22 protein-coding genes are annotated in these 26,171 nt (G+C 71.6%); 17 read left to right on the top strand and 5 right to left on the bottom strand.

What is annotated here, in order from left to right; translation table 11 throughout:
• Positions 1 to 151: 151 nt before the first annotated feature.
• The 8 genes from D0T12_RS08000 to D0T12_RS08035 all read left to right on the top strand — a co-directional run bounded on the left by D0T12_RS08000 (position 152) and on the right by D0T12_RS08035 (position 8,846).
• A complete protein-coding gene (locus D0T12_RS08000) occupies positions 152 to 1,684 on the top strand; it encodes a GMC family oxidoreductase (protein WP_117398791.1) in 1,533 nt (510 codons plus the stop codon).
• A 40-nt stretch (positions 1,685 to 1,724) separates the two neighbouring features.
• Complete coding sequence (locus D0T12_RS08005; protein WP_233525901.1) at positions 1,725 to 2,573, top strand: EI24 domain-containing protein; 849 nt, start codon at positions 1,725 to 1,727, stop codon at positions 2,571 to 2,573.
• 75 nt (positions 2,574 to 2,648) lie between these two features.
• Positions 2,649 to 3,800: a hypothetical protein gene (locus tag D0T12_RS08010; RefSeq protein WP_117398792.1), complete on the top strand. Its 1,152-nt coding sequence runs from the start codon at positions 2,649 to 2,651 to the stop codon at positions 3,798 to 3,800.
• A gap of 123 nt (positions 3,801 to 3,923) precedes the next feature.
• Positions 3,924 to 4,394: a MarR family winged helix-turn-helix transcriptional regulator gene (locus D0T12_RS08015; protein WP_199487344.1), complete on the top strand. Its 471-nt coding sequence runs from the start codon at positions 3,924 to 3,926 to the stop codon at positions 4,392 to 4,394.
• A 314-nt stretch (positions 4,395 to 4,708) separates the two neighbouring features.
• The gene (locus tag D0T12_RS35835; RefSeq protein WP_199487345.1) at positions 4,709 to 6,313 is read left to right on the top strand and encodes a serine/threonine-protein kinase; all 1,605 of its coding nucleotides are present in this window, start codon (positions 4,709 to 4,711) and stop codon (positions 6,311 to 6,313) included.
• A 48-nt stretch (positions 6,314 to 6,361) separates the two neighbouring features.
• The gene (locus D0T12_RS08025) at positions 6,362 to 7,129 is read left to right on the top strand and encodes an SDR family oxidoreductase (protein ID WP_117398793.1); all 768 of its coding nucleotides are present in this window, start codon (positions 6,362 to 6,364) and stop codon (positions 7,127 to 7,129) included.
• A gap of 737 nt (positions 7,130 to 7,866) precedes the next feature.
• On the top strand, positions 7,867 to 8,040 hold the full coding sequence (locus tag D0T12_RS35275; RefSeq protein WP_158581441.1) for a hypothetical protein: 174 nt from the start codon (positions 7,867 to 7,869) through the stop codon (positions 8,038 to 8,040).
• A gap of 509 nt (positions 8,041 to 8,549) precedes the next feature.
• Positions 8,550 to 8,846 (top strand): Fe-S cluster assembly protein HesB, encoded by a 297-nt coding sequence (locus D0T12_RS08035; protein ID WP_117398996.1) that lies wholly within the window; start codon positions 8,550 to 8,552, stop codon positions 8,844 to 8,846.
• A 42-nt stretch (positions 8,847 to 8,888) separates the two neighbouring features.
• Here the strand turns inward: D0T12_RS08035 and D0T12_RS08040 are convergent, their stop codons facing one another.
• A complete protein-coding gene (locus D0T12_RS08040; protein ID WP_117398795.1) occupies positions 8,889 to 9,080 on the bottom strand; it encodes a hypothetical protein in 192 nt (63 codons plus the stop codon).
• 87 nt (positions 9,081 to 9,167) lie between these two features.
• On the opposite strand from D0T12_RS08040, the gene D0T12_RS08045 reads away from it, so the two are divergent.
• The 5 genes from D0T12_RS08045 to D0T12_RS08065 all read left to right on the top strand — a co-directional run bounded on the left by D0T12_RS08045 (position 9,168) and on the right by D0T12_RS08065 (position 15,663).
• Positions 9,168 to 9,815, top strand: coding sequence for an MBL fold metallo-hydrolase (locus tag D0T12_RS08045; protein WP_117398796.1), 648 nt, complete (start codon positions 9,168 to 9,170; stop codon positions 9,813 to 9,815).
• On the top strand, positions 9,812 to 10,480 hold the full coding sequence (locus D0T12_RS08050) for an HAD family hydrolase (RefSeq protein ID WP_117398797.1): 669 nt from the start codon (positions 9,812 to 9,814) through the stop codon (positions 10,478 to 10,480). The genes D0T12_RS08045 and D0T12_RS08050 overlap by 4 nt, the downstream gene beginning before the upstream one ends.
• Before the next feature lie 144 nt (positions 10,481 to 10,624).
• Positions 10,625 to 10,828, top strand: coding sequence for a PspC domain-containing protein (locus tag D0T12_RS08055; protein ID WP_117398798.1), 204 nt, complete (start codon positions 10,625 to 10,627; stop codon positions 10,826 to 10,828).
• A 152-nt stretch (positions 10,829 to 10,980) separates the two neighbouring features.
• Positions 10,981 to 14,478, top strand: a complete 3,498-nt coding sequence (locus D0T12_RS08060) for a hypothetical protein (RefSeq protein ID WP_147339434.1) — start codon at positions 10,981 to 10,983, stop codon at positions 14,476 to 14,478.
• 87 nt (positions 14,479 to 14,565) lie between these two features.
• The gene (locus D0T12_RS08065; protein ID WP_325050748.1) at positions 14,566 to 15,663 is read left to right on the top strand and encodes a winged helix DNA-binding domain-containing protein; all 1,098 of its coding nucleotides are present in this window, start codon (positions 14,566 to 14,568) and stop codon (positions 15,661 to 15,663) included.
• A gap of 413 nt (positions 15,664 to 16,076) precedes the next feature.
• On the opposite strand, the gene D0T12_RS08070 is transcribed toward D0T12_RS08065, so the two are convergent.
• Positions 16,077 to 16,808 carry a DUF7873 family protein gene (locus D0T12_RS08070; RefSeq protein ID WP_117398998.1) on the bottom strand — a complete coding sequence of 244 codons (732 nt, stop codon included), beginning with the start codon at positions 16,806 to 16,808 and terminating at the stop codon, positions 16,077 to 16,079.
• Positions 16,809 to 16,970: 162 nt separating this feature from the next.
• Here D0T12_RS08070 and D0T12_RS08075 point away from each other — a divergent pair, with 162 nt between their 5' ends.
• Together D0T12_RS08075 and D0T12_RS08080 are read left to right on the top strand one after the other, a co-directional pair.
• Positions 16,971 to 17,351, top strand: coding sequence for a hypothetical protein (locus tag D0T12_RS08075; protein ID WP_117398800.1), 381 nt, complete (start codon positions 16,971 to 16,973; stop codon positions 17,349 to 17,351).
• A gap of 42 nt (positions 17,352 to 17,393) precedes the next feature.
• The gene (locus D0T12_RS08080) at positions 17,394 to 17,933 is read left to right on the top strand and encodes a hypothetical protein (protein WP_117398801.1); all 540 of its coding nucleotides are present in this window, start codon (positions 17,394 to 17,396) and stop codon (positions 17,931 to 17,933) included.
• On the opposite strand, the gene lysX is transcribed toward D0T12_RS08080, so the two are convergent.
• The gene (gene lysX, locus D0T12_RS08085) at positions 17,930 to 21,229 is read right to left on the bottom strand and encodes a bifunctional lysylphosphatidylglycerol synthetase/lysine--tRNA ligase LysX (protein ID WP_233525902.1); all 3,300 of its coding nucleotides are present in this window, start codon (positions 21,227 to 21,229) and stop codon (positions 17,930 to 17,932) included. The two genes, D0T12_RS08080 and lysX, sit on opposite strands and share 4 nt — an antisense overlap.
• Before the next feature lie 164 nt (positions 21,230 to 21,393).
• Between lysX and D0T12_RS36405 the strand changes: the two genes are divergently transcribed.
• Positions 21,394 to 23,340 (top strand): serine/threonine-protein kinase, encoded by a 1,947-nt coding sequence (locus D0T12_RS36405; protein WP_233525903.1) that lies wholly within the window; start codon positions 21,394 to 21,396, stop codon positions 23,338 to 23,340.
• A gap of 135 nt (positions 23,341 to 23,475) precedes the next feature.
• Entirely contained in the window at positions 23,476 to 24,879 is a 1,404-nt protein-coding gene (locus D0T12_RS08095) for a serine/threonine-protein kinase (protein WP_117398802.1), read from the top strand.
• Here D0T12_RS08095 and D0T12_RS08100 read toward each other — a convergent pair.
• A complete protein-coding gene (locus D0T12_RS08100) occupies positions 24,769 to 25,401 on the bottom strand; it encodes a response regulator (RefSeq protein ID WP_117398803.1) in 633 nt (210 codons plus the stop codon). The genes D0T12_RS08095 and D0T12_RS08100 overlap by 111 nt on opposite strands.
• Before the next feature lie 87 nt (positions 25,402 to 25,488).
• Positions 25,489 to 26,154 (bottom strand): response regulator, encoded by a 666-nt coding sequence (locus D0T12_RS08105; protein WP_117399000.1) that lies wholly within the window; start codon positions 26,152 to 26,154, stop codon positions 25,489 to 25,491.
• Positions 26,155 to 26,171 lie beyond the last annotated feature (17 nt).

A 26,171-nucleotide genomic window follows, 5' to 3' on the forward strand; every position in this document is an offset into this window, starting at 1 on the left:
CCGGTCGTTGCTCTTGGCTGTGACAGAACAGTCCTTGTCTGTGACAGCACGACCAGCGGAAGCCCGCATTTTGCCATGGATCCTGCGCCTTACGCTGCCTCCACGTTTCGGTGGTTGATATCGCCCACGGAATCCGATCGGGAGGCCCTCCATGTCCCAAGAGCGTCGTCACCAGGCGGACGTGATCGTAGTCGGCGCGGGTACCGCCGGCTCGGTCGTCGCGCGGCGGCTGGCCGACGCGGGACGGAAAGTGCTGGTCATCGAGGCGGGACCGCACCGCGACGAGCCCGCGGTGGACGACCCGGCCCGCATGCACGAACTGTGGAACTCGCCCCTGGACTGGGCCTTTCGCACCGTTCCCCAGGAGCACGCGGACGGGCGGCGGCTGCATCTTCCCCGCGGCAAGGTCGTCGGCGGGTCGCACGCGCTGAACGCCATGATCTGGGTGCGGGGCAATCCCGCCGACTACGACCACTGGGCGTCCCTCGGCAACAAGGGCTGGTCCTGGCGGGACGTCCACCCGATCTTCGCCCGGATCGACGGGCTCGGCGGGCCCGACGGGTTCGACGGCGAACCGGACGGCATCCTCGACATCGTCACCGACTACGAGCCCGCCCCCGTGCAGCGTTCGATCGTGGAGGCCGCGCGCCAGGCCGGGCTGCCGGTCAACCCGAACTACAACGGCGAACGCCAGGACGGCGTGTCGTTCATGCACTTCACGATCCGGGACGAGCGGCGGCTCACGACCGCCCGCGCGTACCTGGAGCCGGTGCTCCGGCGCGGCGCCACGATCGTCCCGGACGCCAACGTCCGGCGGCTGATCCTCGAAGGACGCCGGTGCGTGGGCGTCGAATGGGACCGCGACGGTGAGGTGGAACGCGGGTACGCCGACGAGGTGGTCGTGTGCGCGGGCGCGATCGGGTCGCCCGTCCTGCTGCTGCGGTCCGGGATCGGCGACGCGGACGCGCTCGGCGGCTCGGGCGTCGACGTCGTCGTCCACCTGCCCGGCGTCGGCCGCAACCTTCAGGACCACTGGCTGGTGCCGGTGATCGCCTCGACCGACCGTCCGTCCACCACGCCGCCGGGGCTGCCCCACACGCAGAGCCACCTGTTCTGGCGCAGCCGCCCTGACCTGCCGGTACCCGACCTCCAGCCGCTCCACTTCGGTGTGCCGCTGTACGAGTCGTGGATGGACGGCCCCCCGAACGGCGTCTCGCTCATGGCGGGGCTGGTGCGACCGGAGTCCCACGGCGAGATCCGCCTCGCCGCCGACCCGGCGGACGCGCCCCTGATCGACCCGCGCGTCCTCTCCCACGAGGCCGACCTGGAGGCGCTCGCCGCGGCCGTCCGGCTGTGCCAGGAGATCATCGCCGCCCCCGATCTCCGCGACACGTGGGGCGCGCGGGAGCTGTACCCCGGCCCGCTGGCGGAGAACACCGACGGCCTGCACGCCTACGTCCGCAGGTCCGTCGTCACCTACCACCACCAGGTGGGGACCTGCAAGATGGGCGTGGACGACGACGCGGTCGTCGACCCTGACCTGCGCGTCCACGGCGTCGAGGGCCTCCGCGTCGCGGACGCCTCGATCATGCCGACCGTCCCGACCGGCAACACCAACGCGCCCGCGGTCATGATCGGGGAAAGGGCCGCCGCCCTCATGATCGCCGCGTCCCCCGGTCGCTAAGGGCCCCTGACTTTTCGGTGCGCCCGATAAGGTCGGGATCGTGAGCCAACCGTACGTCCCTCCGCAGGCACAGACGCGCGGACAGTCAGGGTTCAAGGATCTGTTCACCGGCGCCGGGTACCTGCTGCGCGGCGTCCAGTGGATGGCGCGCCGTCCGGAGCAGTGGCTGTTCGGCCTGATCCCCGCGCTGATCGTCCTCGTCGTGTACGCGGCGGCGTTCGTCTTCCTGGCGTTCCAGATCGACGCTCTGGCCGGGTGGGTCACCTGGTTCGCCGACGACTGGTCGGACACGGCGCGAAAGTCGGCGCGGGTGACCGCCGGGATCGCGATCTACGGCGCGTCGCTGTTCGTCGCCGTGCTCACCTTCACGGCGGTGACGCTGCTGGTCGGGGACCCCTTCTACGAGGCCATCGCCGTCCGCGTCGAGGAGTCGCAGGGCGGGGCGCCGCCGGAGCCGGACGTTCCGCTGCTCGTCCAGATCGGCCGGGCGATCAAGGACACGGTGCTGCTCGGGGCGATCGCGCTGGGCCTCGCCGTCGTGTTCTTCCTGTGCGGTTTCCTGCCCGTGCTGGGACAGACGGTCGTGCCCGTGGTCGCGGCGCTGGTGTCGGGCTACTTCCTGGCGGGAGAGCTGACGTCGATCGCGCTGGAGCGGCGCGGGATCCTGCGCACCGAACGGTTCGCCCGGATGAAGGCGGACCGCCCGCTGGTCGTCGGGTTCGGCGCCGCGACGTTCCTGGCCTTCATCATTCCGCTGGGCGCGGTGCTGCTGATGCCGGGCGCGGTGGCGGGCGCGACCCTGCTGGCCAGGGAACGTCTCGCGGTCGGCCCGCAGGAGGCGGAGGTGCTCGCCGCGCCCGCGGACGGGGACTCCGTCTGGAGTGACTGAGGCGAAGGAAAGTTGTGTCCTGAGCGTGATTGCCCGCCGGAACCCAACTGCTGATCTTGGCGTAACGTGTGCCGCATGTCCGATCAGGGGGAGCGCGGCGTGCGCTGGACCGACATGAGCGACGGCGAGCCGCGGGACGGATCGCCCCACGACGTCTGGGGCAAGGTCGAGGAGCAGCCCGCCCAGTCCGCCCAGCAGCCTGTTGAGCCCCGCGACGACGACGTCCGGGTCGCGCCCGTCCCGGAGGACGAGTCGCCCCAGTGGGAGGGCTCGTTGTTCGACGGGCCGGACGGCGACGACGGTGACGGCGGCGGTGACGCGCGGTACGTCCCGGCCGTCCCGACGGGCGCGGGCACCCCCGCGAAACCCGGCAAGCCGAGCAGCGGCAACTGGCAGATGCCGGAGTGGATGGCGGACGAGGCCGCCGCGGACGCCAAGCTCGGCTCCTCGGCCGAGCCCCGGCGCGACGCCCTCGACGACGGCCGCGGCCGGTCCCGCGTAGTGCTGTTCGGCGGTGTGGGCCTGCTCTTGCTCGCGCTGGTCGCGGCCGGTGCCGCCTATTTCCTCAAGGGCGGCGACGACGAGCCGGCGGAGGAGACGAACGGCAAAGCGGGCCGGGCGGCTGCGACCGAGGAGCCGACGGCGGCGCCGGTCGACATGCCACCGGACAAGAGGCTCAAGACGTTCCCTGGTCAGCCGAGCAAATTGCTCGGACGGGTCGACGACGCCCATTCGGGCCTGTCCTATCCGCGGTTCGCGGCGCCGTGGAAGGTCCCCACCAAAAAGAACAAGCTGGGTACGCCGGGATGGTCCGGGCAGCAAATCCTGGTGACCGAGCGGAACGGCGGGCGGCTCTGGTACGGCCAGTTCCTGACCGGGACGCTGGGGCCGAACCTGCAGAGCGCCTACCAGGGCCCCGACAGCGTCAAGAACACCGCCGGGCTCGCCGCGCAGGGACACGAGGCGCGGTACTACGCGTTCCCGCACCGGACGGTGCCGCTGGCGTCGCAGCCGCTGAACGTGGACGGCCGCCAGGGCTGGATGGTCGCCTCGTACCTCACTTACCAGCGGGACGGGGTGCGGGCGACCGGGGAGGTCCTCGCCACGGCCGTGATCGACACGGGCCGCCGGACGCCCGCCGTGGTGTTCGCGTCGATGCCGAACACGCACAAGAAGAAGTACCCGGACGTCAACGAGTTCTTTCGCCGGCTCAAGATCGCCCGCTGAGTGTCCGGGTCGTCCACCGGGCCCCCACCGGCGTTCGTCGGGCACGAACGCTACACTCTCCTGTGGAGAGTCGCTCTCGAAATGAGTCTCTCTACCTTGGAGTGAGTAGGGAGGGTGAGGTCCGTGTCGGCCTCGGAACGCGAGCGGATGGCGGCCGAGTTGCAGCTGGCGATGCGGCGCAACACGATGTTCACGGTGCTGCTGCACCATGCCACCGCGAGCAAGGCCGGTATGAACGTCACCGACGCGCAGTGCGTCAACGCGCTGTCGCTGGACGGTCCGCAGACGCCGGGTCAGCTCGCGCAGCTCATGGGCATCACGACCGGCGGCGCCATCACCGCCGTCATCGACCGGCTGGAAAAGGCGGGATATGTCAGGCGCACCCGCGACCCCGACGACCGCCGCCGGGTGATCGTCGAACTCGTCGAGGAGAACGTCGCCCAGTTCACCCGCTACTTCGGGCCGATCGGCCGGTCGTTCCGCGAGCGTCTGGACGACCACACCGACGAGCAGATCGCGGTCCTGCTCGACTGGATCCGCGGTATCAACGAGGACATGCCCGGCATCATCGACGAGATCAGGAAACTTCCCTGAGCGTCTTCCGGACCGGCACCGGCGCGATTCACGGGACGGCCCCCGTCCGTCCCGGAACCGCGCCGGTGTGGTCCGGGACGGCCGCGGCGGTCCCCCCGGCCGCGGCGGCCGTCCCCGGAGTCCCTGCTCGAGCGGACCGGAACCGGCCCCCGAACGGTGACACCTGAGAAGTCACCGCCTTCGCCCCAGGTCACACGGGTAATGCCCGGTGACTTCGGTCACATAACAACATTTCGGACATCGTGGTCCGCGTGCCGTCCGGTTTCCGTAAGATCACCCGAGGTGAGAATGAGGCGCGCACGGCGGAACGGCGGGTGAGGGTGGAGGCGCTGCGTCCCGAGGACCCGGCCGAGATCGGCGGCTACCCGCTGGTCGCACGCATCGGCGCGGGCGGCATGGGCCAGGTGTATCTCGGGCTCACCGGCGGCGGCAGGCATGTCGCCCTCAAGGTGATCCGCGAGGACTTCGAGGGCCCGCAGGCCCTCGCCCGGTTCCGCCGCGAGGTCGCGACCGTCGAACGGGTGCGCGGCCGGTTCACCGCCGCGATGGTCGGCGCCGGCCTGGACGCGCCGCCGTACTGGCTGGCCACCGAGTACGTCCCCGGCCCGACGCTGCGGCAGGCCGTCGCCGAGCACGGGCCCCTGCCCCCTGACACCTGCCGGCGGCTGCTCGCCGCCCTCGCCCAGGGACTGCTGGAGATCCACCGGCACGGCGTCCAGCACCGCGACCTCAAACCCGGGAACGTGATCCTCGCCCCCGACGGACCCCGCCTGATCGACTTCGGCATCGCACGCGGCGAGGGACAGACCCAGATCACCCAGACCGGCGCGTGGAACGGCACCCCCGGCTATGTGGCGCCCGAGGTCGTCCGCGAGCAGGAGCCCGAGCCGGCGTCCGACGTGTTCTCCCTCGCCGGCACCATCGCCTACGCCGCCACCGGACGCCCACCCTTCGGCGGCGGACGCATCGAGGCGATCATCCACCGCACCCTCGGCGGGGACATCGACCTCGACGGGGCCGACCCCGACCTGGCCGCCCTCGTCCGGCGCTGCGCCGAGAAGGACCCCGGCTCCCGGATCTCGCTGGAGCGCCTCCTGGAGATGGCCGCGCCCGCCGGAGCCCTCGCCGACGACCCCGCCTACCAACGGCTCGTGGGCGCGCCGCCACCGGTGCCCGCCAGCGTCGCCGACGCCGCCGCGTCCGGTCTCGTCCCGGCGGAGCGCACCCGCACGACCATGGCGGGCGGAGTGCGGATCCGCTCCCGCGCCGCCGTCATCGCGGCGTCCGCCGGGATCGTCGCGATCGTCCTCGGCGGCGCGTTCGCCGCCCGCTCGATCTTCAACGGCGACGACGCCTCACCCGGCCGCGCCAACGCCCAGACCGGAAAGAACCAGACCGACGCTCCCACCACGACACCGGCGGCGGGCCCGCGCACTCCGGGACCCGGCGGCCGTCCCCCGGACGCCATCCTGGTGAAGAAGCCCACCCAGGACTTCCGGGAGGTGACCTTCTCCCCGGACGACCTCACCTGCCTGCCCGCACTCCGCCCCGAACCCGCGGACGAGACGCTGGCCTACCAGTTCCAGGTCTCCGCGCCGCGAACCCCCTACTCGGGACGTTCCGTAAAGTTCGGCGCCCGCTTCAAGTACGGGGCGCCGCCGAACTACTACGTGGCCGCCCAGGTCCGTCCGCCGGGACCGCACGGCAGCGCCGGGCCAGGATGGATGAACAGCAAGCCGTACCTGTACCGGGGCGACCCGGGAGTGGACCTCACCTTCCCGCGCGACTTCCAATGGAACGGTTCGGGTGGCGGAGCCGACACCGAGCTGAGGCCGGGCGTGTGGACGGTCGTCTGGCTGCACGTCCACCCCAACGGCGACGCGTACTACATCGGCTGCGACGGCTTCACCGTCACGTAGCCCACCGCCCGGGCCCGATACAGTGAATCCCGCGCGTAGGGAGCACGGATGCGGACCGGACTGCGGGGACGAACGGCCCTGATCACGGGGGCCTCCCGCGGCATCGGCAAGGCCATCGCCGCCGCGCTCGCCGCCGAGGGCGCCAACGTCGTGCTCTCCTCCCGCGACCAGCAGGCGCTGGACGAGGTCGCGAACGAGCTCGGCACCACGCACCCGGACGTGGGCGTCCTCGCGAAGGCCGCGCACGTCGGCGACGCGGACCAGGCCGCCGCCTGCGTGGACGCCGCCGTCGCCGAGTTCGGCGGCATCGACGTCCTGGTCAACAACGCCGGAACGAACCCCTACTGCGGGCCGCTGGCCGACATCGAACCCGCGGCGGCGGAGAAGACCGTCCAGGTCAACCAGTTCGCGATCGTCCAGTGGACCCGGCTCGCCCTGCGCGCGTCCCTTGGGGAGCACGGCGGCACGATCGTCAACATCGCCTCCGTGGGCGGCCTCGTGACCGAAGAGGGCATCGGCTACTACAACGCCACCAAAGCCGCGGTCATCCACCTCAGCCGCCAGTTCGCGATGGAACTGGCCCCAAGGATCCGCGTCAACTGCGTAGCGCCGGGCCTCGTCAAAACCCGACTAGCCCGCACCCTATGGGAGGGCAAGGAGGAGCGAATCAGCCGGAACACCCCACTCGGCCGCATCGGCGAACCCGAGGACATCGCCAACGCGGTCGTCTTCCTCGCCGGTGACGCCTCCTCCTGGATAACCGGACAAACCCTCATCGTCGACGGCGGCTCCACCATCCGCGCCTCGATCACCTAGAACACTCTGTCACTTCGCACAAGGCCCCCGGTCATGAACACTGAGCCTCCAGCCCGCCATTACGACCCCGGACGGTGGCTGGCGCAATTCGCCGACCGGATCCTTGTGGTCTGCCCGCGATGCAACGGCCGCGCGCACATTGTTCCCCGCCCTGGTCTGCCCTCCCCCAAATACTCCAGTGAGCTGCTGTTCCAGCCACGCCGCCTGGCCTGTGGACGGTGCGGTGCCGCCGCTGAATGGGAACCGGAAAGACGTGGTGCCGGCCTGATCGGCGCGGTCCTGGGCGGCACAGAGGACCCGTTCTTCCACCGACCCCTATGGCTCCAGACACGTTGCGTCGGTCACACCCTATGGGCGTACAACGAGGAACACGTCACAGAACTGTCGGCCTATGTAGGCGCCAAGTTGCGCGAACGCGGTGACATCCGCCCAACGATGGCAATGTTCGCACGCCTGCCAGCCTGGCTGAAACGATCCAACAATCGTTCCGAGGTCCTGGCCGGCCTGGAGACCCTACGAACTCTGGCCGCCCGTTCGGCCCCCACTGACCGCTCCGACGCCGCCCACGAGCGCGCCGACCGCCCCCGCCCGCACCGAAGCATGTACTTCCGAGGCGGCCCCTACGAGGGCCCCTCCTGAGCCACCGCACCCCCACCAAAAGCGCCATGTAAAAGGGTCCGACCGAATCCCGTGACGTCGCCCCCTGCTGTCGGCCCGATATGTAACGATAGTCCACGATGGACATCGAACCGCCCTCCTTTGACGACGCGGAAGCCTTCTGCCGGCAGTTCGCGGCGGAGACCGAGGAGATGACCAGGTGCCTCGACCTCCTGAACGACCTGGTGGAACGCGCCGCGTCCGAGCCACCGCCCCCGAAGAACTTCCGCCCGGACAAATTCCGCCCCCGCTGATCCGGCCCCCCGAAAACAAATTTCGCTGAGCATTAGAGAGCAGACATACTTCACGAGACAACTGAAGGGCATTTACCCCCCCAGCAACCTCCACCGCTGCCCGCACCTCCTCTTCCCGAGGCTCCCGCCCCCACCCCACCACGTCCTTACTCACGCCTCACCCCAGGTGACAAGCAGATCGCCGCCCCCTCTTCCCTCATTTCTCCGAGTCGGGAAGGCGGAGCCGGCGGCGGTGAGCGGGTACTGCCGAGGGCGGTCGGTGGGGTTGAGGAGACGTTCGCCGGGGCGCGGGGATCTGACCGCCGAGCCGTACTTCCGAGGGCTGCCCGCGCCGATCGGGTTGGCGGTCGGAACGGAATGGTTCGACGTGGGGGACGGGCGGCGGGCCGGGGACTGGGGGCGGGTGGGAGAGCTTGTGGAACGGCTGGGTTCGTCGAGGTTTACCGGTATGGGGATCGGGGAGGGTGGGGCAGATCCGAATCGAAAGACAGAGACGTGAGGAGCTGATCGTGCTCACGCTGACCAGCGGTGCCGTCCAGGTCATCCGTACCGTGACCGCGAATCCGGAGCTTCCGCCGGAGACCGGCATCCGCATCGAGTCCGGGCTCGACGGCTCGGACGCCCTGCGGCTCTCGGTCGCGCCCGCCCCGGAGGCGGGCGACCAGGTCGTGGAGGAAGAAGGCGCCAAGGTGTACCTGGAGGCCGGCGTCGCTCAGATGCTCGACGACAAGACGCTCGACGCCCAGGTCGACCCGCAGGGCGATGTGGCGTTCACCATCGCGGAGGGGCCCGGGACCCCGACCTGACGAACTCGCGGAGCCGGGGCGCCGGTCCCCGGCGCCCCGGCTTCAGCGCACCGCCGCGATCACGGCCACCACGGCGAGCACGAACGCCACCGTGGTGAGGACCATGAACGCGGCGACGACGGCGCAGGCCAGACCGCGTGGCTGGTCGCGCCACGACCCGTAACGGTCACGCGCCTGCCGGTCCAGTTCCTCCCGCGACGGCCGGCCCGCGTCCTCGGAATCGGCGGAGGGCATGGGCGTCACGGTCGCCAGTGTGGCAGACGCGGCGACGGGCGCGGGGTGGTCCGGGGGATCGGACGGCCGCCGTGAAAAGATCGCCGAATGCGTCTCACGAAGCTCGGCCACGCGTGCGTCCAGATCACCAGGGACGACCGGACGATCCTCATCGACCCCGGCTCGTTCAGCGACGCGTCCGAGGCCCTCGCCACCGCCGACGCGGTCCTCATCACCCATGAGCACTTCGACCATTTCGACGCCGACGCGCTGCGCGCCGCCATGGCCGAACGTTCGGACTTGCACGTCTGGACGTCCCGTGTCGTCGCCCAGAACCTCGCTGACCTCGGTGGACGCGTCCACCAGGTCGGTCACGGCGACGCGGTCACCATCGCGGGATTCGACGTCCACGTGTACGGGGACGAGCACGAGATCCTGCACCCGGACGTGCCGCCGATCCCGAACACGGGCTTTCTCGTCGACGGTGAGGTCTTCCATCCGGGGGACGCGCTGACCGTCCCGTCGGAGCCGGTCCGGACGCTGTGCCTGCCGGGCAACGCGCCCTGGATGAAGATTCCGGAGCTGTACGCGTACACGCGGGAGGTCCGGCCGGAGCGCGCGTTCGTCATCCATGACGGGCTGCTGAACGACATCGGGCTGAAGGTCATGCAGACCCACGTGACCAAGGCGGGCGAGGAGCTGGGGAGGGAGTTCGTCCGGCTCGCCCCCGGCACCACGGTGGAACTGAGCACATGAAGCCCGGCCCCCGGCCCCTCCAGGCGGTCTTCTTCGACATCGGCGAGACGCTGATCAACGAGGGGGAGATCTACGGACGCTGGGCCGACTGGTTGGGCGTGCCGAGGCACACGTTCCTGACCAAGCTCGGCGCGGTGCTCGCCACCGGCGGCACGCACATGGACGTGTTCGAGTACTTCCGGCCGGGGTTCGACCTGCGGGCGGAGGAGCGCGGACGGCGGGAGGCCGGCGTCCCCAACCGGTTCGGGCCCGATGATCTGTACCCGGACGCCCGAGCGTGTTTGTCCGGGCTGCGTGATCAGGGTCTTTTCGTGGGGATCGCGGGGAACCAGCCGGTGGAGGCCGCCGAGCAGATCGCGGCGCTCGGGCTGGACGCCGACGTGGTCGGGATCTCCGACGTGTGGGGCGTCCAGAAACCGGCCCGCGAGTTCTTCGAACGCTGCGCGCAGCTCGCGGACGTGCTGCCCGACCGCGTCCTGTACGTGGGGGACCGCATCGACAACGACGTCCGGCCCGCGCTGGCGTTCGGGATGCGGGCCGCGTTCCTCAGGCGCGGCCCGTGGGGGCACATCCAGGAGGACGCGGAGGCGCTGCGCCACTGCCTGTTCGTCCTGGACGACCTGGCCGGTCTCCCCGAACTTGTCGCCGCCCACAACGCCCCCTAAGGGACGTCCCCTAGCCCCGGAGTATGGCGCGGAACAAGTCGTACGGTGGATGTGTCATCTCCTGTCCGGTTCGTAGCGTGGAAGACGTGGCCGCGAAGGTCGCGGTCATGTTCACAGTTCAACGAATCGGGGAGAGAAGACCTCATGAACGGCTTGTATCGTCCGCGCCACGGCAGGATCATCGCCGGTGTCTGCGCCGGGCTCGCGCGCCGGTTCGGTATGACGCCCACGACCGTCCGGGTGCTGTTCCTGCTCTCGTGCCTGCTGCCCGGCCCACAGTTCGTCGTCTATCTGGTGCTCTGGGTGATGATGCCCACCGAGGACCGTTACATGGCGGGCGTCCGCTGACGCATGATCATCGTTGACTCTTGGCCGGGCCGTCTCGGAGGTGTTAGATCGTGGCACCACCGTGAATCCGTTTCGTCCCCGGTGGCCGGACCCGTTGGGTTTTCGGTGGCCGGACGGAGTGGATTCACCCCTTAGGGAGGGAAGGAGCCGCGGTGCCTGAGGAGGGCGGCCCGGGTCCAGGCCGGTTTCCCGGCGGGGGGACGGCCCCCCGCGAGCTGTCAGTGCCCGCAGATGGCACGGTCCCCGGGGAATCGCAGGGGGGCGTCGACGAATCCGAGTACGCGGCGCGCCTGCTGCGTTACCTGCGCGACCTGGCGCGGGCACGGCGCCGCCCGTCGCGGGACGTGTCCCGGCACGACCACGTCCACTGGCTGTGCGAGCTGCCCGGCGACGTCTACGTGGAGACGGACGCGGGACCAGGCGACGTCCTTTTCAGCGTTCCGGTCATCCCGCTGACGCCTCCGGCCGTGCTGGAGGAGTTCGATGGTTGGCTCGCCCTCCGCAACTGGTACCGGATACTGCGCGAACTGGCCGACCAGGAGGTGGTGCTGGCGACGGGACTGCTCGTCTGGCGTCCGGTCGTCAACGACCATCTGCTGAGCACGCCCGTGCGCATCGTCGTGGACGAGCGCACGGAGCGTATCGACGTCGTCCTGGCGGGGCACACGACCCTGCGGGACAGGGAACTGCTGTCGGGCCATCCCGGTTTCCGTGCCGCCGACTCGGTGTCGTACGCGGTCCGGGACGGGCAGGGATTCGGGTTGCACGCCTCGGTCGGGGACGTGCTGCGCACCTGGTGCTCCGCCGCGCTGGCCGCGCCGACCGGTTACCGCGACGACTGGACGCCCGACCCGGGCCAGGCGGCGCCCGTTCCGCAGATCAGGCTGGCTCCGGCGCTGGTCGTCCGCCCGCAGGGACGCGCGGCCGTCGCCGACTACCACGCCACGCTGCTGCGGCTCCTGCCCCGCGGTGTTCCGGAGGGCCTCGCGCGGCTCGCCTCGCCGTCGCGGCGGCCGCATGTCATGCACGTCCCGGACCGCGAGCCGCGGACCGTCCCGGACCTGCTCGTCGGACTGCTCGGCCGCGGTCACCGCGTGCTGGTCGCCACCTCGGGCGCGGCCGCGTCGGGCGCGCTGCGCGCCGTCCTTCCGAAGGGACTCGTCGGCCTCACGGTCGCCGACCCGTCCACGGCGGTACGGACGGCGGAGGAGATCCTCACCCGTCCCGCCCCGGACGTGGACGCGCTGGCCGAACAGGAGAAGGCCGCCGCCCGGCACGCCGCCCGCCTCCGCGACCGGCTCCGCGACGGCGTCGACGGCGCTCTCGGTGGGGTTGAAGGCGGGGCCGATGGCGGGCAGGGCCCGGAGGAGGAGTTGCGTGCCGAGGCGCCGGACCTGGCGTGGATGCCGGTGCGTCCCGACCTGCCGCCCGGCCCCCCGATCTCCCGGGCCGAGGCCACGGAACTCGTCGTGCTGCTCGCGGAGGAGACCGCCGAACGCAAGGCCCGCACCGCGCAGCGGGACGTCGACCCGGGCGCGCTGCCCAGCGCCGCCTACGTCCGGACGCTGATCGAGACGGAGTCCGCCGCGGCGGAACGTGCCGAACGCTCCGAGACCGACCTGTCCCGGCGGCTGCGCGACACCGACGTCACGCTCCTCGCCCGGCTCGACGGCAACGCCTCCGTCGTGGCCGCCGCCCTCCGTGACCTCGGCCTGGAGGGTCATCCCGGGGGCTGGAACACCGCCGACCTCGCCGTGCGGGCGTTCGGTGACGCGCTCGCGGGCCGCCGTCCGCTGATCTGGACGCGGGTCGCGGAGATGGCGTCCCGCGCCAGATGGGCCGACCAGGCCGTCGCGCAGGCGACCGGCCACCGCGTCGACCTGCCCGCCGACGCGGACCTGCGGGCCCTCGCCGCGGCCGCGCACGACCTGCGCGCCTACCTGGCGGACGGCGGCGCGCTCAAACGCGGGCCGCTGCGCTCCGCCGCGCAACGCCAGGCGGAACCGCTGCTGGCCGTCGTGCGGGTGGACGGAGCGTCGCCCACCACGCCCGAGCTGCTCGACCTCGTCCACACCGACCTCCTGGTGCGGATCACGTGCCGGGAACTCCAGTACGTCTGGGAGGCCGCGGGCATCTCGTTCCCCGCCGACCTTCCGCCCGCCGAACGGGTCGCCCGTTTCGTCCGCGCCCACGCGCGCCTCGGCCGCCTCCTGGACGCCGTGCCCGCGGTGGACGACACCAAGGCGCTCCTCGGCCGTTTCGGGCTGGCCGTTCCGCTGGAGCATCCCGTTCACTGGCACGAGTACGCGTCCGCGCTCCGCAACGCGTTGGACGGCCTCGGCGTCAACCGCGCCGCCGCCGACCTGGACGCCCTGCGCGACTCGATCGGTCCGGTCGGCGACGCCGATCCTCCCGAGCTGCGGGCCGCGCTGACCGCCATCGGCGCCCGTGACCCGGGCGCCTACGCCCGCGCGCTCGGGGCTCTCGCCGAGGCCCGCCACGAACGGTCCCTCCAGGTCCGCTGCGAGGAACTGCTCGCCCGCGTCCGGGCGGCCCATCCCGACCTCGCCAACCTCATGATCGCCACCGATGGTGACGAGGCGTGGCACGACCGGGTCCGCCGCTGGGACGAGGCCTGGGCGTGGGCCCGTTCCGCCGCCCGCCGCATCGCCGAGCGGACCGAGTCGGAGGCGGAGCGGCTCCGCGACGCGCTCGCCGACGCCGAGGAGCGCCTGCGCGGCATCCGCGCCGACCTGACCGCCGCGCACGCCTGGGCGGCCGTCCGGACGAACCTTCCCGCGACGGCCACGAACCCGCCGGACATCGTCCCCGTGTGGATCCTCCCGCTCTGGCGCATTCCCGAGGTCCTCCCGCCCGCCCCCGGGTCGTTCGACGTCGTCATCGTGGACGGCGAGCACGAGGCCGGCGCGGAGGCGCTCTTCCTCCTCTGGCTGGCCCCTCGGATCATCCTGGTGGGCCCGCCGGGTTCGCAGCTCCCGCCGTTGGAGGGCCCGTCCCCGTCCACCGACCTGCCGCCCCACCTTCACGGGGTGATCACGCCGACGTCCCCGCTGTTCACGGCCCTGACGACCCGTCCGTCCGCGCCCCCCGAGCCGCGGGCCGCCGCACCGACCGTCCCGGCGCCCGCACCGGGCCGGGACGCGTCGCCGCGAGTGGAGACCGAGCGCCTTCCCGTGTTCGATGAACGACCCGTGGCCCCGCGACCGGACGTCCCGGCCCCCCAGCCGCAGCCCGTCGAAACCGTGCCGGCCGAGACCGTGCCCATCGAAACGGTGCCCGTTGAAACGGTGCCCGTTGAAACGGTGCCCGTTGAAACGGTGCCCGTTGAAACGGTGCCGGTCGAGACCGTGACCGTCGAACCGGCGGCGGTCGAGTCCGTGCCCGTCGCCCCGCCGGACGACGCTTCGCCCCCCGAGCCGGCGCAGGTCACACGCGGCCGGTCGATCGTCTCCTACAAGCGGCCCGAGCTGGTCGAGATCGTCGGCCGTATAGCCGTCCGCGAGCCGGACCTGTCCGACGACCAGATCGTCGAACTGGCCGCTCGCCTCCTCGCCTGCCCGCCCGACGAGGAACTCCTCGTCGGCGCCCGCCTCCGCTACGCCGTGAAGGCGTACCGGGGCCGCGCCTAGCCGAACGGGCCCTCCTAAAGAAGGGAATGAAGCATTCCGTTCTGATATAGTGGAGCGGAATGATTCGTTCCAGGTAGAGGCGGGGTCATGATGCGGGTACTGGACCGGCGGACGCTGAACCGGGCGGCACTGGAGCGGCAGCTTCTCCTGAAGCGGTCCGACATGTCGGTCAGGGAAGCGATCGAACGGCTCGTCGCCTTGCAGGCGCAGGAGACCAACATGCCGTACCACGGCCTGTGGACGAGGCTGGCCGGGTTCAAGCAACAGCAGCTCACGGACCTCATGACGGATCGTTCCGCCGTACGCGGAACGATGCTCAGAGGCACCCAGCACCTGGCGCTGGCCGACGACTACCTGTGGCTGCGCCCGCTCGTCCACGTGTGCCTCCTGCGGGCACGCCAGGCAGCGTTCGGCCGTGTCACCAAGGACTGGGACCTGGACGAACTCGCCACCGAGGCCCGCAAGCTCCTCGACGGCCGGGTTCTGACCCGTCCGCGCCTCGCCCGCGAACTCGCCGAGCTGTGGCCGGGCCGGGACGTGCAGGCCCTCGGCTGGTCGGCGCAGGCGCTGCTGTCCGTCGTCCACCCGCCGCCCAGCGGAACCTGGAACGTCGCGGGCGCCACCCCGTTCGCCCTGGCGGAGGACTGGATCGGGAGGCCGCTCGCCGAGGGGGTCGGCCCCGCTCGGCTGATCGGCCGCTACCTGGCCGCGTTCGGGCCCGCGTCCGTCAAGGACTTCCAGATGTGGTCCGGTCTGCGCCGGATGGACGCCGCCTTCGCGGAACTGCGGTCCGAGCTGCGTGTCTACCGGGACGAGAACGGCGTGGAACTGTTCGACCTGCCCGACGCGCGGCTTCCCGGCGACGGGCCCGCTCCCGTCCGGTTCCTTCCCGGGTTCGACAACCTGGTCCTCGCCTACGCCGACCGCACCCGCCTCATGACCGACGAGCACCGCAAGATCGTATGCGTGGGTTCGGAGATCAAGCCCACGCTGCTGGTGGACGGGCGCGTCCACGGGCTCTGGACGCTTAAGCACGACAGGAAGACGGACGCCGCGACCCTGAGCGTCGAGCTCTTCGCGCCGCTTCCGGACGAACCGGCCGTCGAGGAGGAGGCGGCCCGCCTGCTGGACTTCGCGGCCCCCGGGGCCGCCCACGACATCCGCGTCGCCGCCTGGACGGGCTGACCGCCCCGGTGCCGCGCACGGAAGAAACGGCGGCGGGCTCCGGGGGTTTTACCCTGCCCCCGGAGCCCTTGTGGTCGCCGTCGTCATGCTCCTCCCGGCGATGATCCGGCGACTGATGAGACTCCTTCGCCGCGCTCTACCGTTGAGCTACCGCGGCACGAGAGCCGCGGGTCAGATTCGAACTGACACTTCGGGAAAGGCAGTCGCCGCCGCCTGAGGGGAACGGCATATGCTGATTCTGGAGCGAGAGCCTGAGATTAACGTGGCCGCCTCTACCGGACTTGGGCCACCCGGGCGCGAATGCCCGGGGGTGGATTCGAACCACCAGTGTCACCGCTTGTCAGACTGAGCTTCATCCTCAGCTTTCGCGCCCTTGCGGGCGCTCCCCCCGCGCTCCAGCGGGGGGAGTCCGGTCATGCGAACAGGTAACCGAAAATCGCGTCGCCGGCCTGCCGGTCGTCGACCTCGGTCGCGTTCGCCTCCTCTCGGGCGTACTTGACGGCGGACTGGAGCCGGTCGACCCGGTCGCGCAGTTCGTTCACCCGGCGCGCGGGCAGCGCCCCGGAGAACGCGACCTTCGTCCACGTTCCGACGATGACGTCTTCGGTGAAGGCCTCGACCTGCGCGGGGTGCTTCTCCGTCGCCTCGTAGAGCACGTGCGCGCGGGGCACCTTCTTCGTCCGGGACGTTTCGACCGGATCGGTGCGCCACACGTCCTGGCTCTCGTCGTAGGTCCACGACTCGGCGGAGTCCAGGACGGGCAGTTTGTCGACGAACGAGTGCAGTTCGGCGAGCTGCTTCTCCAGGAACAGCAGGTAGGTGACCGGGACCTGGGCCAGGATCGTCCGCCCGTCCACGACCACGTCGGCGCGGGCGTCGCGGTTCGCCCAGTCCTTGGTGGCGACCACGTCGAACAGCCGGGTCAGGGACTTCGCGACGTCGCGCAGCGCGTCCTCCGACCGCACCTGGACCTTGGTGGACTCCGGCGGAAGCGTCTCGCCCTCGTCGTCCTTAGGCCGGTAGACGCGGGAGATTCCGGACAGCAGCGCCGGCTTCTGCAGGGTGCGCAGAACGTCGGCGATCTCACGCTGAGCGCGGCCCTTCGCGCCTTTCTCGACGGCGATGATCTGATTGAGCCTTGCCACGTCCATCAACCCTTCCCCGTGTCGAACGGGGCCTACGCTACGGACCGCGGCGAAGAATCCACAATTGTTTTTCCGAACCTCCGAAGCCACGCTTGGTAACCGGGAAATCCGGAAGAGTCATGCCGTGGGCGGGGGTCGGAGGCATCGGGCATACTCGCGGGCGTGACGACAGAGGAACTGGTTCAGGTTTGGCGCGACGTCATTCTGGGCGACGAGAAGTCCTGGGTTCTCTTCGAGCACGGGACGTGCGTCATTCTCATGGAGCCCGAGGAAGACCTGGCCGCGCAGGCGGTCGAACTGCTGAGCGAGTACGGACCCGTCGATCTGGGCAGCCCGGCCGGTGATTTCGGGACGGTCGACCTCGCCGCCGCGCCCGGATGGAGCGTGTACGGGCACCACGACGACATCCTCACCTATGTGGCTCCCGAGGAGGTCGATGAGGGGGCCAGGAGTGTGGACGTGGGCCTTTTGGGGCGGTCCAAACGGGACAGGGACGGGCACGAACTCAATGTCGTCCACGTGGAGGACAGGCGACCGGCGTGAAATCGCCGCCCGATGTCCCAAGAAGTCTGTACAAATGTCCGTGTGGCCGAATGGGACGGGGAGGCGCTGGCGCGGCTGCGGTCCGCCGCGCATCGCGGGGACGCGGACGCCGGGCTCGACGTCCTGCGGGAGCGTCCCCTGGAACCGGTCCTCCAGTACGCCGGGGACGTGGCGCTGGCGGCCGTGGCACAGGAACGCCCCGAGGGCGCCCGACTCGCCGAGGAGTGCCGTGCGCTGCTCAGCGAACGGGCCCTACCCGGGGACATGGTGCTCGCCGCCGAACTGGCCGCGCCACCCGGACACGACCCCGCCCTGACCTCGCTCCCCGTCGACCTCGGGGCCGTGGCGGCGGCGATGGACGGCGGCCTCCACGTCCTCGACCTCGAACGCGGCGACGTCCTGCCCCTGGACGAGGTGCTCTTCGACGAGGCGCCCGACGATGAACCGCGTGACGCCGGGCGCTGGCTTCCGATCCCTCCGATCCCTCCGGTCGCGCCGCCGGAAGGCGAGGACGCCAGGCGCGGCGCGGCCCGCGCGTGGCTCGCCGAACAGGGGTACCGCCCGGCCCCGAGAACCCTCTAACCGCCGGGGCGGGCCAAGGGGAAGGGGATCGTCTCCCGGATGCCGCGGCCCGTCAGCGTCATCAGCAGACGGTCGATGCCCAGGCCGAGGCCGCCCGAGGGCGGCATCGCGTATTCCAGGGCGCAGAGGAAGTCCTCGTCCAGCTCCATCGCCTCCGGGTCGCCGCCCGCCGCCCGCAGCGACTGCTCGGTGAGACGCCGCCGTTGCAGCACGGGGTCGACCAGCTCCGAGTAGGCGGTGCCGAGTTCGAGCCCGAAGACGATGAGGTCCCACTTCTCGGCCAGCCGCGGGTCACGGCGGTGCGGGCGCGTCAGCGGGGACGTCTCCGCCGGGTAGTCCCGGACGAACGTCGGCTCGGTCAGCTCCTCCTCGACGCGGGCCTCGAACAACTCCTGGACGACCCTGCCCTGCCCCCACTTCGGGTCGAATCCCAGCCCGAAGCGCTCGGCGTGTCCCCGCACGACCTCCACCGGCGTGTCCGTGGTGATCTCCTCGCCGAGGGCCTCGGACACCGACCCGTACACGGTGATCTCCCGCCACGGTTCGGCGAGGTCGTACTCGACGCCGTCCCGGACGACGACCGTGCCGCCGAGCGCCGCGCGGGCCGCGTCCACGACGAGGACGCGGGTCAGGGCCGCCATCGTGTCGTAGTCGCCGTACGGCTCGTACGCCTCCAGCATCGTGAACTCGGGGTTGTGCTTGTACGACACGCCCTCGTTGCGGAAGCTGCGGTTCAGCTCGAAGACGCGGCCGGCACCGCCGACGAGCAGCCGCTTCAGGTACAGCTCGGGCGCGATCCGCAGGTAGAGCCGCATGTTGTAGGCGTTGATGCCGGTCGTGAACGGGCGGGCGGACGCGCCGCCGTGGACGGGTTGCAGCATCGGCGTCTCGACTTCGAGGTACCCGCGGGCGCGCAGCCCGTCGCGGACGGCGGCGATCGCGTCGCCGCGCATCCGCAGCATCCGCCGGGCGTCGTCGTTGACGATGAGGTCGACGTACCGCCGCCGGACGCGGGCCTCGGGATCGCAGAGGCCGGACCGCTTGTTCGGCAGCGGCCGCAGGCATTTGGAGGCGAGCGTCCACGACGACGCCAGCACCGACAGCTCCCCGCGCCGCGAGGTGACGACCTCGCCGCGCACGGCGACCTGGTCGCCGAGGTCGATGAGGGTCTTCCACCGGCGCAGCGAGTCGTCCCCGAGCGCGTCGGCGGTCAGCATGACCTGGAGGTCGGCGGTCTCGTCCCGCACCGTCACGAAGATCAGCCGGCCGTGCTCGCGGGCGAGGACGACCCGTCCCGCGATCGCCGCGCTGACGCCGGTGCGCGCGTCCGGGGCCAGATGGGAGAAGCGGGCGCGGACGTCGGCGGCGTAGTCGGCGCGCTCGCAGCGCGGCGCGTACGGCTCCAGCCCGGCGGCGCGGATCCGGTCGAGCTTGGCGTGCCTGACCCGTTCCTGTTCCGACAGCCGCCGCCGTGGCACGCAGGCCGTGTCGGCGGCGTCCTCGACCTCCTTGATCTTGTCGACGAGGTCGCCGGACGGGACCATCGCCGCCGCGCGGTCCAGCCTCGGCCGGTTCAGGTTCGGCAGGAACCCTTCGGCGCGGGCGTACGCGAGCCCCAACCGGACGAGGTGGCGGCCCTGCGTGTAACAGACGTAGCGGGGACGCCACTCGGGCAGGTACTTGGAGTTCGCCAGGTACAGCGACTCCAGTTGCCAGAACCTCGACGCGAACGACAGGAACCGGTAGGACAGGCGGGCGACGGGCCCGGCGCCGATCTGCGAGCCGCGGGCGAACGCCGACCGCAGCATCGCGAAGTTCAGCGAGAGCCGCTGCGCGCCGACCGCGGCGGCCCGCTCGGCGAGCTTGGCGACCATGTACTCGTTGAGGCCGTTCTCGGCGGCCGGGTCGCGGCGCATCAGGTCGAGCGACAGGCCCGCGCGTCCCCACGGCACGAAGCTGAGCAGGCCCCGCAGCTCGCCCCGGGCGTCGAACGCCTCCACCATCACGCACCGGCCGTCGGTGGGATCGCCGAGCCGGCCGAGCGCCATCGAGAAGCCGCGTTCGGCGGCGTCGCCGCGCCACGCGTCCGCGCCGCGGACGAGCCTCGCCATCTCCCACGCGGGGATCTGCGAGTGGCGGCGGACACGCACCGTGTACCCGGCGCGCTCGACCCGCCGGACGGCCTGCCGGACCTGCCGCATCTCCCGTCCGTCCAGGGTGAACGTGGTGAGGTCGAGGACGGCCTCGTCGCCGAGTTCCAGCGCGTCGAACCCGTGCCGCCGGTAGACGTGCGCGCCGCGCTCCCCGACGCTGACGGCGCCGGGGATCCAGGCGTGCGCGCGGCACTCGGCCAGCCACGCCTCGATCGCCTGGTCCCAGGATTCGGGATCGCCGAGCGGGTCACCGCTGGCCAGGGAGACCGAACCCTCGACCCGGTAGGCGATGGCCGCCTTACCGTTCGGTGCGACCATGACGTCCTTGTCACGGCGCAGCGCGAAGTAGCCGAGCGAGTCCTGGTCGCCGTACTCGGCGAGCAGCGAGCGGGCGGCGAGCTCCTCCCCGGGGCCGAGAACGGGGTCGCGGCGCCCCGGTCTGAACATCGCCCAGAACGTGGCGATCAGCAGTCCGGTGCCGAGGACCCACAGGATCGCGTCCACCCACAGCGGCACGTCCACGTCGATCGGCTTGCCGGTGACGCGCGGCCCGAGGACGGTCTGGGAGATCGCGTAGACCGGATGCGTCCAGAAATCGCCGTTGCCGTCGCGGTCGGTCACGGTGACGAAGAACGTGCCGATTCCGCAGGTCACCACCAGCAGGCCGGTGAAGACCCGCGCGGCCAGGCGCCGGTTGGCGCGGTCGGGCAGCGTGGTGAACTGCCCGCGGGCGGCGACCAGCAGGGCGAGGACGGCGAGGTGGACGACGGTGGTGCCGACCAGCCCCGGCGGCGTGACCCGGTCCGGGTCGAGGGCGGCCGTCAGCAACGCCGCGACGCCGAGCGCGGTCGGCAGGCAGAAGATCAACAGCAGTAGCCGCCACGCCGCCCGCTTGCGCCGCCGGACGCCCATCGACAGCAGGATCCAGAGGAGACCGAGCGGCACGCTCGGGAACCAGCCGAGGTACCCGATCCAGCGCAGCGCCCAGATGTCGGCGATCTCAAGGATGAGACCATAGGAGCCCCACGCGAGCAGCGACAGGATCCCGGAGAGTCGGGTGTACCAGAAGAAGATCGTCGGAGCGGCCCGGACCAGCCGACGCCCCTCGCCGCGCAGGCCGATTCCACGGCCACCGCGCGTCAAGGCCGGGTCAGTCGTCGTTACGAAAGCCACGTGGATCACGTTTCCGTGTGCGGATGACCGTCCGGAGGCGAACCCGGGGGTGAAGCCGGACGTCGTACGGGTAGGGGGATGTGGCGTGCAAGCTTGGTCCAAGATTCTCAGCAAAAGTCGATATGGTCGCGGATATGCCAAATGAACCCACCGGTGGGCGGTTGCTCGCTCGCCGCTACCGCCTGGTCACCCAGGTAGGCCGGGGCGGCATGGGGACGGTCTGGCAGGCACACGATGAGGTCCTCGGTCGTGACGTCGCGGTGAAGGAGGTCATCCTCCCGCATGGTCTCACCGACGAGGAACGCGCTGTCCACCACAAGCGCACGTTCCGTGAGGCGCGCACCGCCGCGCGGCTCGGCCACCCCGGCGTCGTCACCGTCTACGACGTCGTCGAGGAGGACGACCGGCCCTGGATCATCATGGAGCTCATCAGGGCGCGTTCGCTGGACCAGGTGATCAAGCAGGACGGTCCGCTGGAGACCCGCCGTGCCGCGGAGATCGGTCGGCAGATGCTCGCCGCCCTGCACGCCGCGCACGGCGCCGGTGTCCTGCACCGCGACGTCAAGCCCAGCAACGTGCTGATCACCGGCACGGGGCGGATGGGCGAGCGGGCCGTGCTCACCGACTTCGGCATCGCCACCGCGTCCGGCGACGCCACCCTCACCCAGACCGGCCTGGTCATGGGATCCCCCGCCTACATCGCTCCCGAACGGGCCCGCGGCCGTGTCGCGGGCCCCGCGTCCGACCTGTGGTCGCTCGGCGTCACCCTGTACGCGATGCTGCACGGCAAGTCGCCGTTCGAGCGGCCCGAGCCGATGGCCGCGCTCGTCGCGGTGATCTCCGAGGAGCCCGACCCGCCGGAGACGGGCGGCCGGCTCATCCCGGTCGTCGAGGGACTCCTGCGCAAGGACCCGGACGAGCGGATGGACGCGATCGAGGCGGGCGCGCTGCTCGACGACATCGTGCGCCGGGAGAGCATCGACACGCAGCGGACGATGGCCGTCGAGTACTCGGCCGACGACATGCCCGCGGAGATGGCCGATCCCGGCGGCCGGACCAGCGTCGACCCGGTCGGCCCCCGCCCCGGTCCCCACGCCTCCGAGGCCCGCCCCGACCAGCTGACCAGCTTCGATCTGCCGCCCGCCACGTCCCCGCGCTCCGCCCGATCCCCCCGCTCCGCGCCGTCGGGGCGGTCGGACCGGCCCGGCGCGACCGCGCGGTTCGGAAGCGTCGGCGCCGAGGGCGGCGCGGCCGGGCCGGGCGAGACCACCCCCGACCCCGGCCGCGCGGCGACCTGGCGTTCCCTCACCCCCCGGGGTTCCGGGCCCGCCGCCGGGAACTCCCCGGCGGAACCGTCCGGCGACGGGGCTACGGCGCGGCACCTCGCGCCGCCCACGCACCCGGCCGGACGGCCCACCCTCGCCTCCAACCGCAACGTCCTGATCGTCGCCGTCGTCGCGCTGATCGTCATCGTGATCGTCGCGGGCATCGCGCTGGCGAACAGCCGCGGGGACGGGAAACCGGCCCGCAAGGAGAGCGCCGCGCCGCCGACGACCGGCGGCTCGAAACAGTCCGCGCCGCCGAGTTCGTCGAAGCCCTCCAAGCAGCCCGCCGACGCGCTCCCCGCCGGTTTCACCATGCACAAGGACCGCAGCGGCTACTCGGTGCCCGTCCCGAAGGGCTGGAGCGGCCCGGAGCGGAAGCAGGGCGGCGACCACTTCTACTCGCCCGACCGCAGGACCTACCTCCAGATCGACCAGACCGACAGTCCCAGCGACAGCGCGCTCGGCGACTGGCGGCGGCAGGCACGCGGCGGCAACCGCTTCCAGGGCTACCGGGAGATCAGGCTCGCGCCGACCGGCGACCATCCGCCCGTCCCCGACACCGGCGACGGCGACGACTCCGCGGACTGGGAGTTCACCTTCGACAACGGTGGCGGGCGCAAGCACATCCTCAACCGCGGATTCGTCGCGGGAGGGCACGGGTACGCCATCCTTCTCTGCGCCCCCGAGCAGGACTGGGACAAGGTGTTCGCCGAGATGCAGCCGGTGTACCGCTTCTTCAAGCCCGCGGGTGACTAGTGGCGGACCGCCTGTCCGCCGGTCGGTACCGGCGCGAAACCGTGGCCGGACGCCACGGGACGGGAACCGTGTGACGCATAATCGACACGTTCCGTCCCTCCGGGGTGGGCTGACCAGTGGGGGGTCCCTCTAGTAATGGCACAGGCACGTCTGCTCGGTAACCGCTACCGGCTCGACTCGGTCGTCGGCAGGGGCGGGATGGGCACCGTGTGGCGCGCCCTCGACGTCATGCTGGACCGCGAGGTCGCCGTCAAGGAGGTCGTGTTCCCGCCGGGGCTCGACGAGGAGGAACGGGCCGTCCTGTACGAGCGGACGTTCCGGGAGGCGCGGGCGTCGGCGCGGCTGAACCATCCCGGGGTCGTGACCGTCCACGACGTGGTCGAGGAGTCCGACCGGCCCTGGATCGTGATGGAGCTCGTCCTCGCGCCCTCGCTCCAGGACGTCCTCGAACGCGGTCCGATGGACCACAGCCGGGTCGCCGACATCGGGTTGCAGATGCTCGGAGCGCTCCGCCACGCCCACGAGAAGGGCATTCTGCACCGTGACATCAAGCCCAGTAACGTACTGATCACCGACGCGGGACGCGTCGTGCTCACCGACTTCGGCATCGCGCAGATGGAGGGCGACGCGACCCTCACCCAGACGGGCCTGGTCATGGGGTCGCCCGCCTACATCCCGCCGGAGCGGGCGCAGGGCGAGCGCGCGGTGCCCGCCTCCGACCTGTGGGCGCTCGGCGCGACCCTGTACGCGGCCGTGGAGGGACACTCCCCCTACGAGCGGTCGGACGCGATGGCGTCGTTGCAGGCGGCCCTGAGCGAGCCGGTTCCGCCGCCGCGCAACGCGGGCCCGCTGGCGCCGGTGCTGACCGGTCTGCTGGCCCGCGAGCCGGTGAACCGGATGACCGCCGTCCAGGCGGAGCCGCTGCTCACCCGGGTCGCGGCCCTGCGCCCGCAGTCCCCGCCCCCCGCGCCGCCGGCCCCGCCGCAGGCCGGCGAGACGGTGGCGGACGAGCCGTCCGCGCGTTTCCTGCCGACCAGGGTGGACGAGCCGTCGGAGACCGTCCTCGACCCGAGCGAGCTCGACTCGGTGACGCGCCGTGACCCCGGCGGTTGGGCGCCTCCGCCTCCTCCGCCGGCCGCCCAGCCTCCGGCTCAACCGCCCGCTCAGTCGCACTCGTCGTCGCCGTCCTCGCCGCCGGCGTCGTCTCAGTCGGCCGGGGCCTCGCAGCCTCCGCGGACCCCGCCGCCGTGGGAGCAGCCGAGGCAGTACACGAACTGGCAGCAGCCGTCCCCGCCGCCCGCCACGGGCCCTCCCGGTGGACGGGCCGAGCGCCGCAGGACCGTGGTCGTCGTCACGATCGCGGTGCTCCTCGTCGTGGCGGCGGTGCTGGCCGGGGCGTTCATCCTGCGCGGCAAGATCCGGACCGGGTCAGCCGCCGGCGGACAGGGCGTCCAGGGCGAGGCGCAGGTCGGCGACATGCTCGTCGAGGTCGCGGGCGGGTTCGCCCGACCGCAGCCGCCGCACGTCGTCCTCCACTAGTCGCAGGCGCTCGTCGAGGGCCGTCAGCAGCCGGTCGCCGCCCGCCGCTACGCCGTCCGCGCCGCCGTCCCCGTTGCCGTCCCCGCTCTCGGCGAGGCTCTGCCGCAGCAGCCGCGCCTGCCGTCTGAGCTGGAGGTTGCGGCGGTGCAGTTCCACGAACACCGACACCTTCGCCCGCAGCAGCCACGGGTCGAACGGTTTGGTGAGGTAGTCGACGGCACCGGCCGCGTAGCCGCGGAACGCCTGCTCACCGGACTCGCCGCCCGCGGTGAGGAAGATGATCGGGATGTCGCGGGTCCGGGGCCGGGCCTTGATGTGGGCCGCGGTCTCGAACCCGTCCATCTCCGGCATCACGACGTCGAGCAGGATCAGCGCGAACTCGTCGTTCAGCAGTTCCTTGAGCGCCGCCTGCCCGGACGTGACCGGCACGACCTCGACCGGGAGCGCGTCCAGCACGGCGGCGAGGGCCGTCAGATTCTCCGTTCGGTCGTCGACGGCCAGGATCCTCGTGTCGCTCGGCACCGGACTCCTCACGTCAGCGACTGCTGTGCCGTCCACCCTGTCACGACCCACCGTACGACGACAGTGAATCGCCCAGAGTGCGCACTTCTAGGGCAGCCAGCCGGGCTTGACGATCCCGGACTCGTAGGCGAACACGACGAGCTGCGCGCGGTCGCGGGCGCCGAGCTTCACCATCGTCCGGCTGACATGGGTCTTCGCCGTGGCCGGGCTCACCACCAGCCGGGCGGCGATCTCCTCGTTGGTCAGCCCCTCGCCGACCAGCGCCATCACCTCCCGCTCCCGCTCGGTGAGGGCGTTCAGCCGCGGCGACGGCGCGGGCTCCTTGGCGCGGGCGGCGAACTCGGCGATGAGGCGGCGGGTCACCGACGGCGACAGCAGCGCGTCGCCGTCCGCGACGGCCCGGACGGCGTGGATCAGCTCGACCGGCTCGGTGTCCTTGACCAGGAACCCGCTCGCGCCGCCGCGCAGCGCCTCGAACACGTACTCGTCCAGCTCGAACGTGGTGAGGATCACGATCTTCACGCCGTCGAGCCGCTCGTCGGAGGCGATCCGCCGGGTGGCGGCGAGACCGTCGAGGCCGGGCATCCTGATGTCCATCAGGATGATGTCGGGACGCAGCCGCCGCGCCTGCGACACGGCCTCCTCGCCGTCGCTCGCCTCACCGACGACCTCGATGTCGGGCTGCGCGTCGAGCAGCGCCCGGAAACCGGCCCTGACCAGCACCTGGTCGTCGGCCAGCAGGACCTTGACCACGGGGCGCCCGGCGTCCG

Source organism: Actinomadura spongiicola (assembly GCF_003432485.1).
Classification (GTDB): domain Bacteria; phylum Actinomycetota; class Actinomycetes; order Streptosporangiales; family Streptosporangiaceae; genus Spirillospora; species Spirillospora spongiicola.

Coding starts and splice junctions, on each gene's coding strand:
- D0T12_RS08050 (WP_117398797.1), top strand. CDS start 9,812: ATGAAGCCCGGCCCCCGGCCCCTCCAGGCGGTCTTCTTCGACATCGGC.
- D0T12_RS08065 (WP_325050748.1), top strand. CDS start 14,566: ATGATGCGGGTACTGGACCGGCGGACGCTGAACCGGGCGGCACTGGAG.
- D0T12_RS36405 (WP_233525903.1), top strand. CDS start 21,394: ATGCCAAATGAACCCACCGGTGGGCGGTTGCTCGCTCGCCGCTACCGC.
- D0T12_RS08055 (WP_117398798.1), top strand. CDS start 10,625: ATGAACGGCTTGTATCGTCCGCGCCACGGCAGGATCATCGCCGGTGTC.
- D0T12_RS08045 (WP_117398796.1), top strand. CDS start 9,168: ATGCGTCTCACGAAGCTCGGCCACGCGTGCGTCCAGATCACCAGGGAC.
- D0T12_RS08040 (WP_117398795.1), bottom strand. CDS start 9,080: ATGCCCTCCGCCGATTCCGAGGACGCGGGCCGGCCGTCGCGGGAGGAA.
- D0T12_RS08010 (WP_117398792.1), top strand. CDS start 2,649: ATGTCCGATCAGGGGGAGCGCGGCGTGCGCTGGACCGACATGAGCGAC.
- D0T12_RS35275 (WP_158581441.1), top strand. CDS start 7,867: ATGGACATCGAACCGCCCTCCTTTGACGACGCGGAAGCCTTCTGCCGG.
- D0T12_RS08025 (WP_117398793.1), top strand. CDS start 6,362: ATGCGGACCGGACTGCGGGGACGAACGGCCCTGATCACGGGGGCCTCC.
- D0T12_RS08095 (WP_117398802.1), top strand. CDS start 23,476: ATGGCACAGGCACGTCTGCTCGGTAACCGCTACCGGCTCGACTCGGTC.
- D0T12_RS08000 (WP_117398791.1), top strand. CDS start 152: ATGTCCCAAGAGCGTCGTCACCAGGCGGACGTGATCGTAGTCGGCGCG.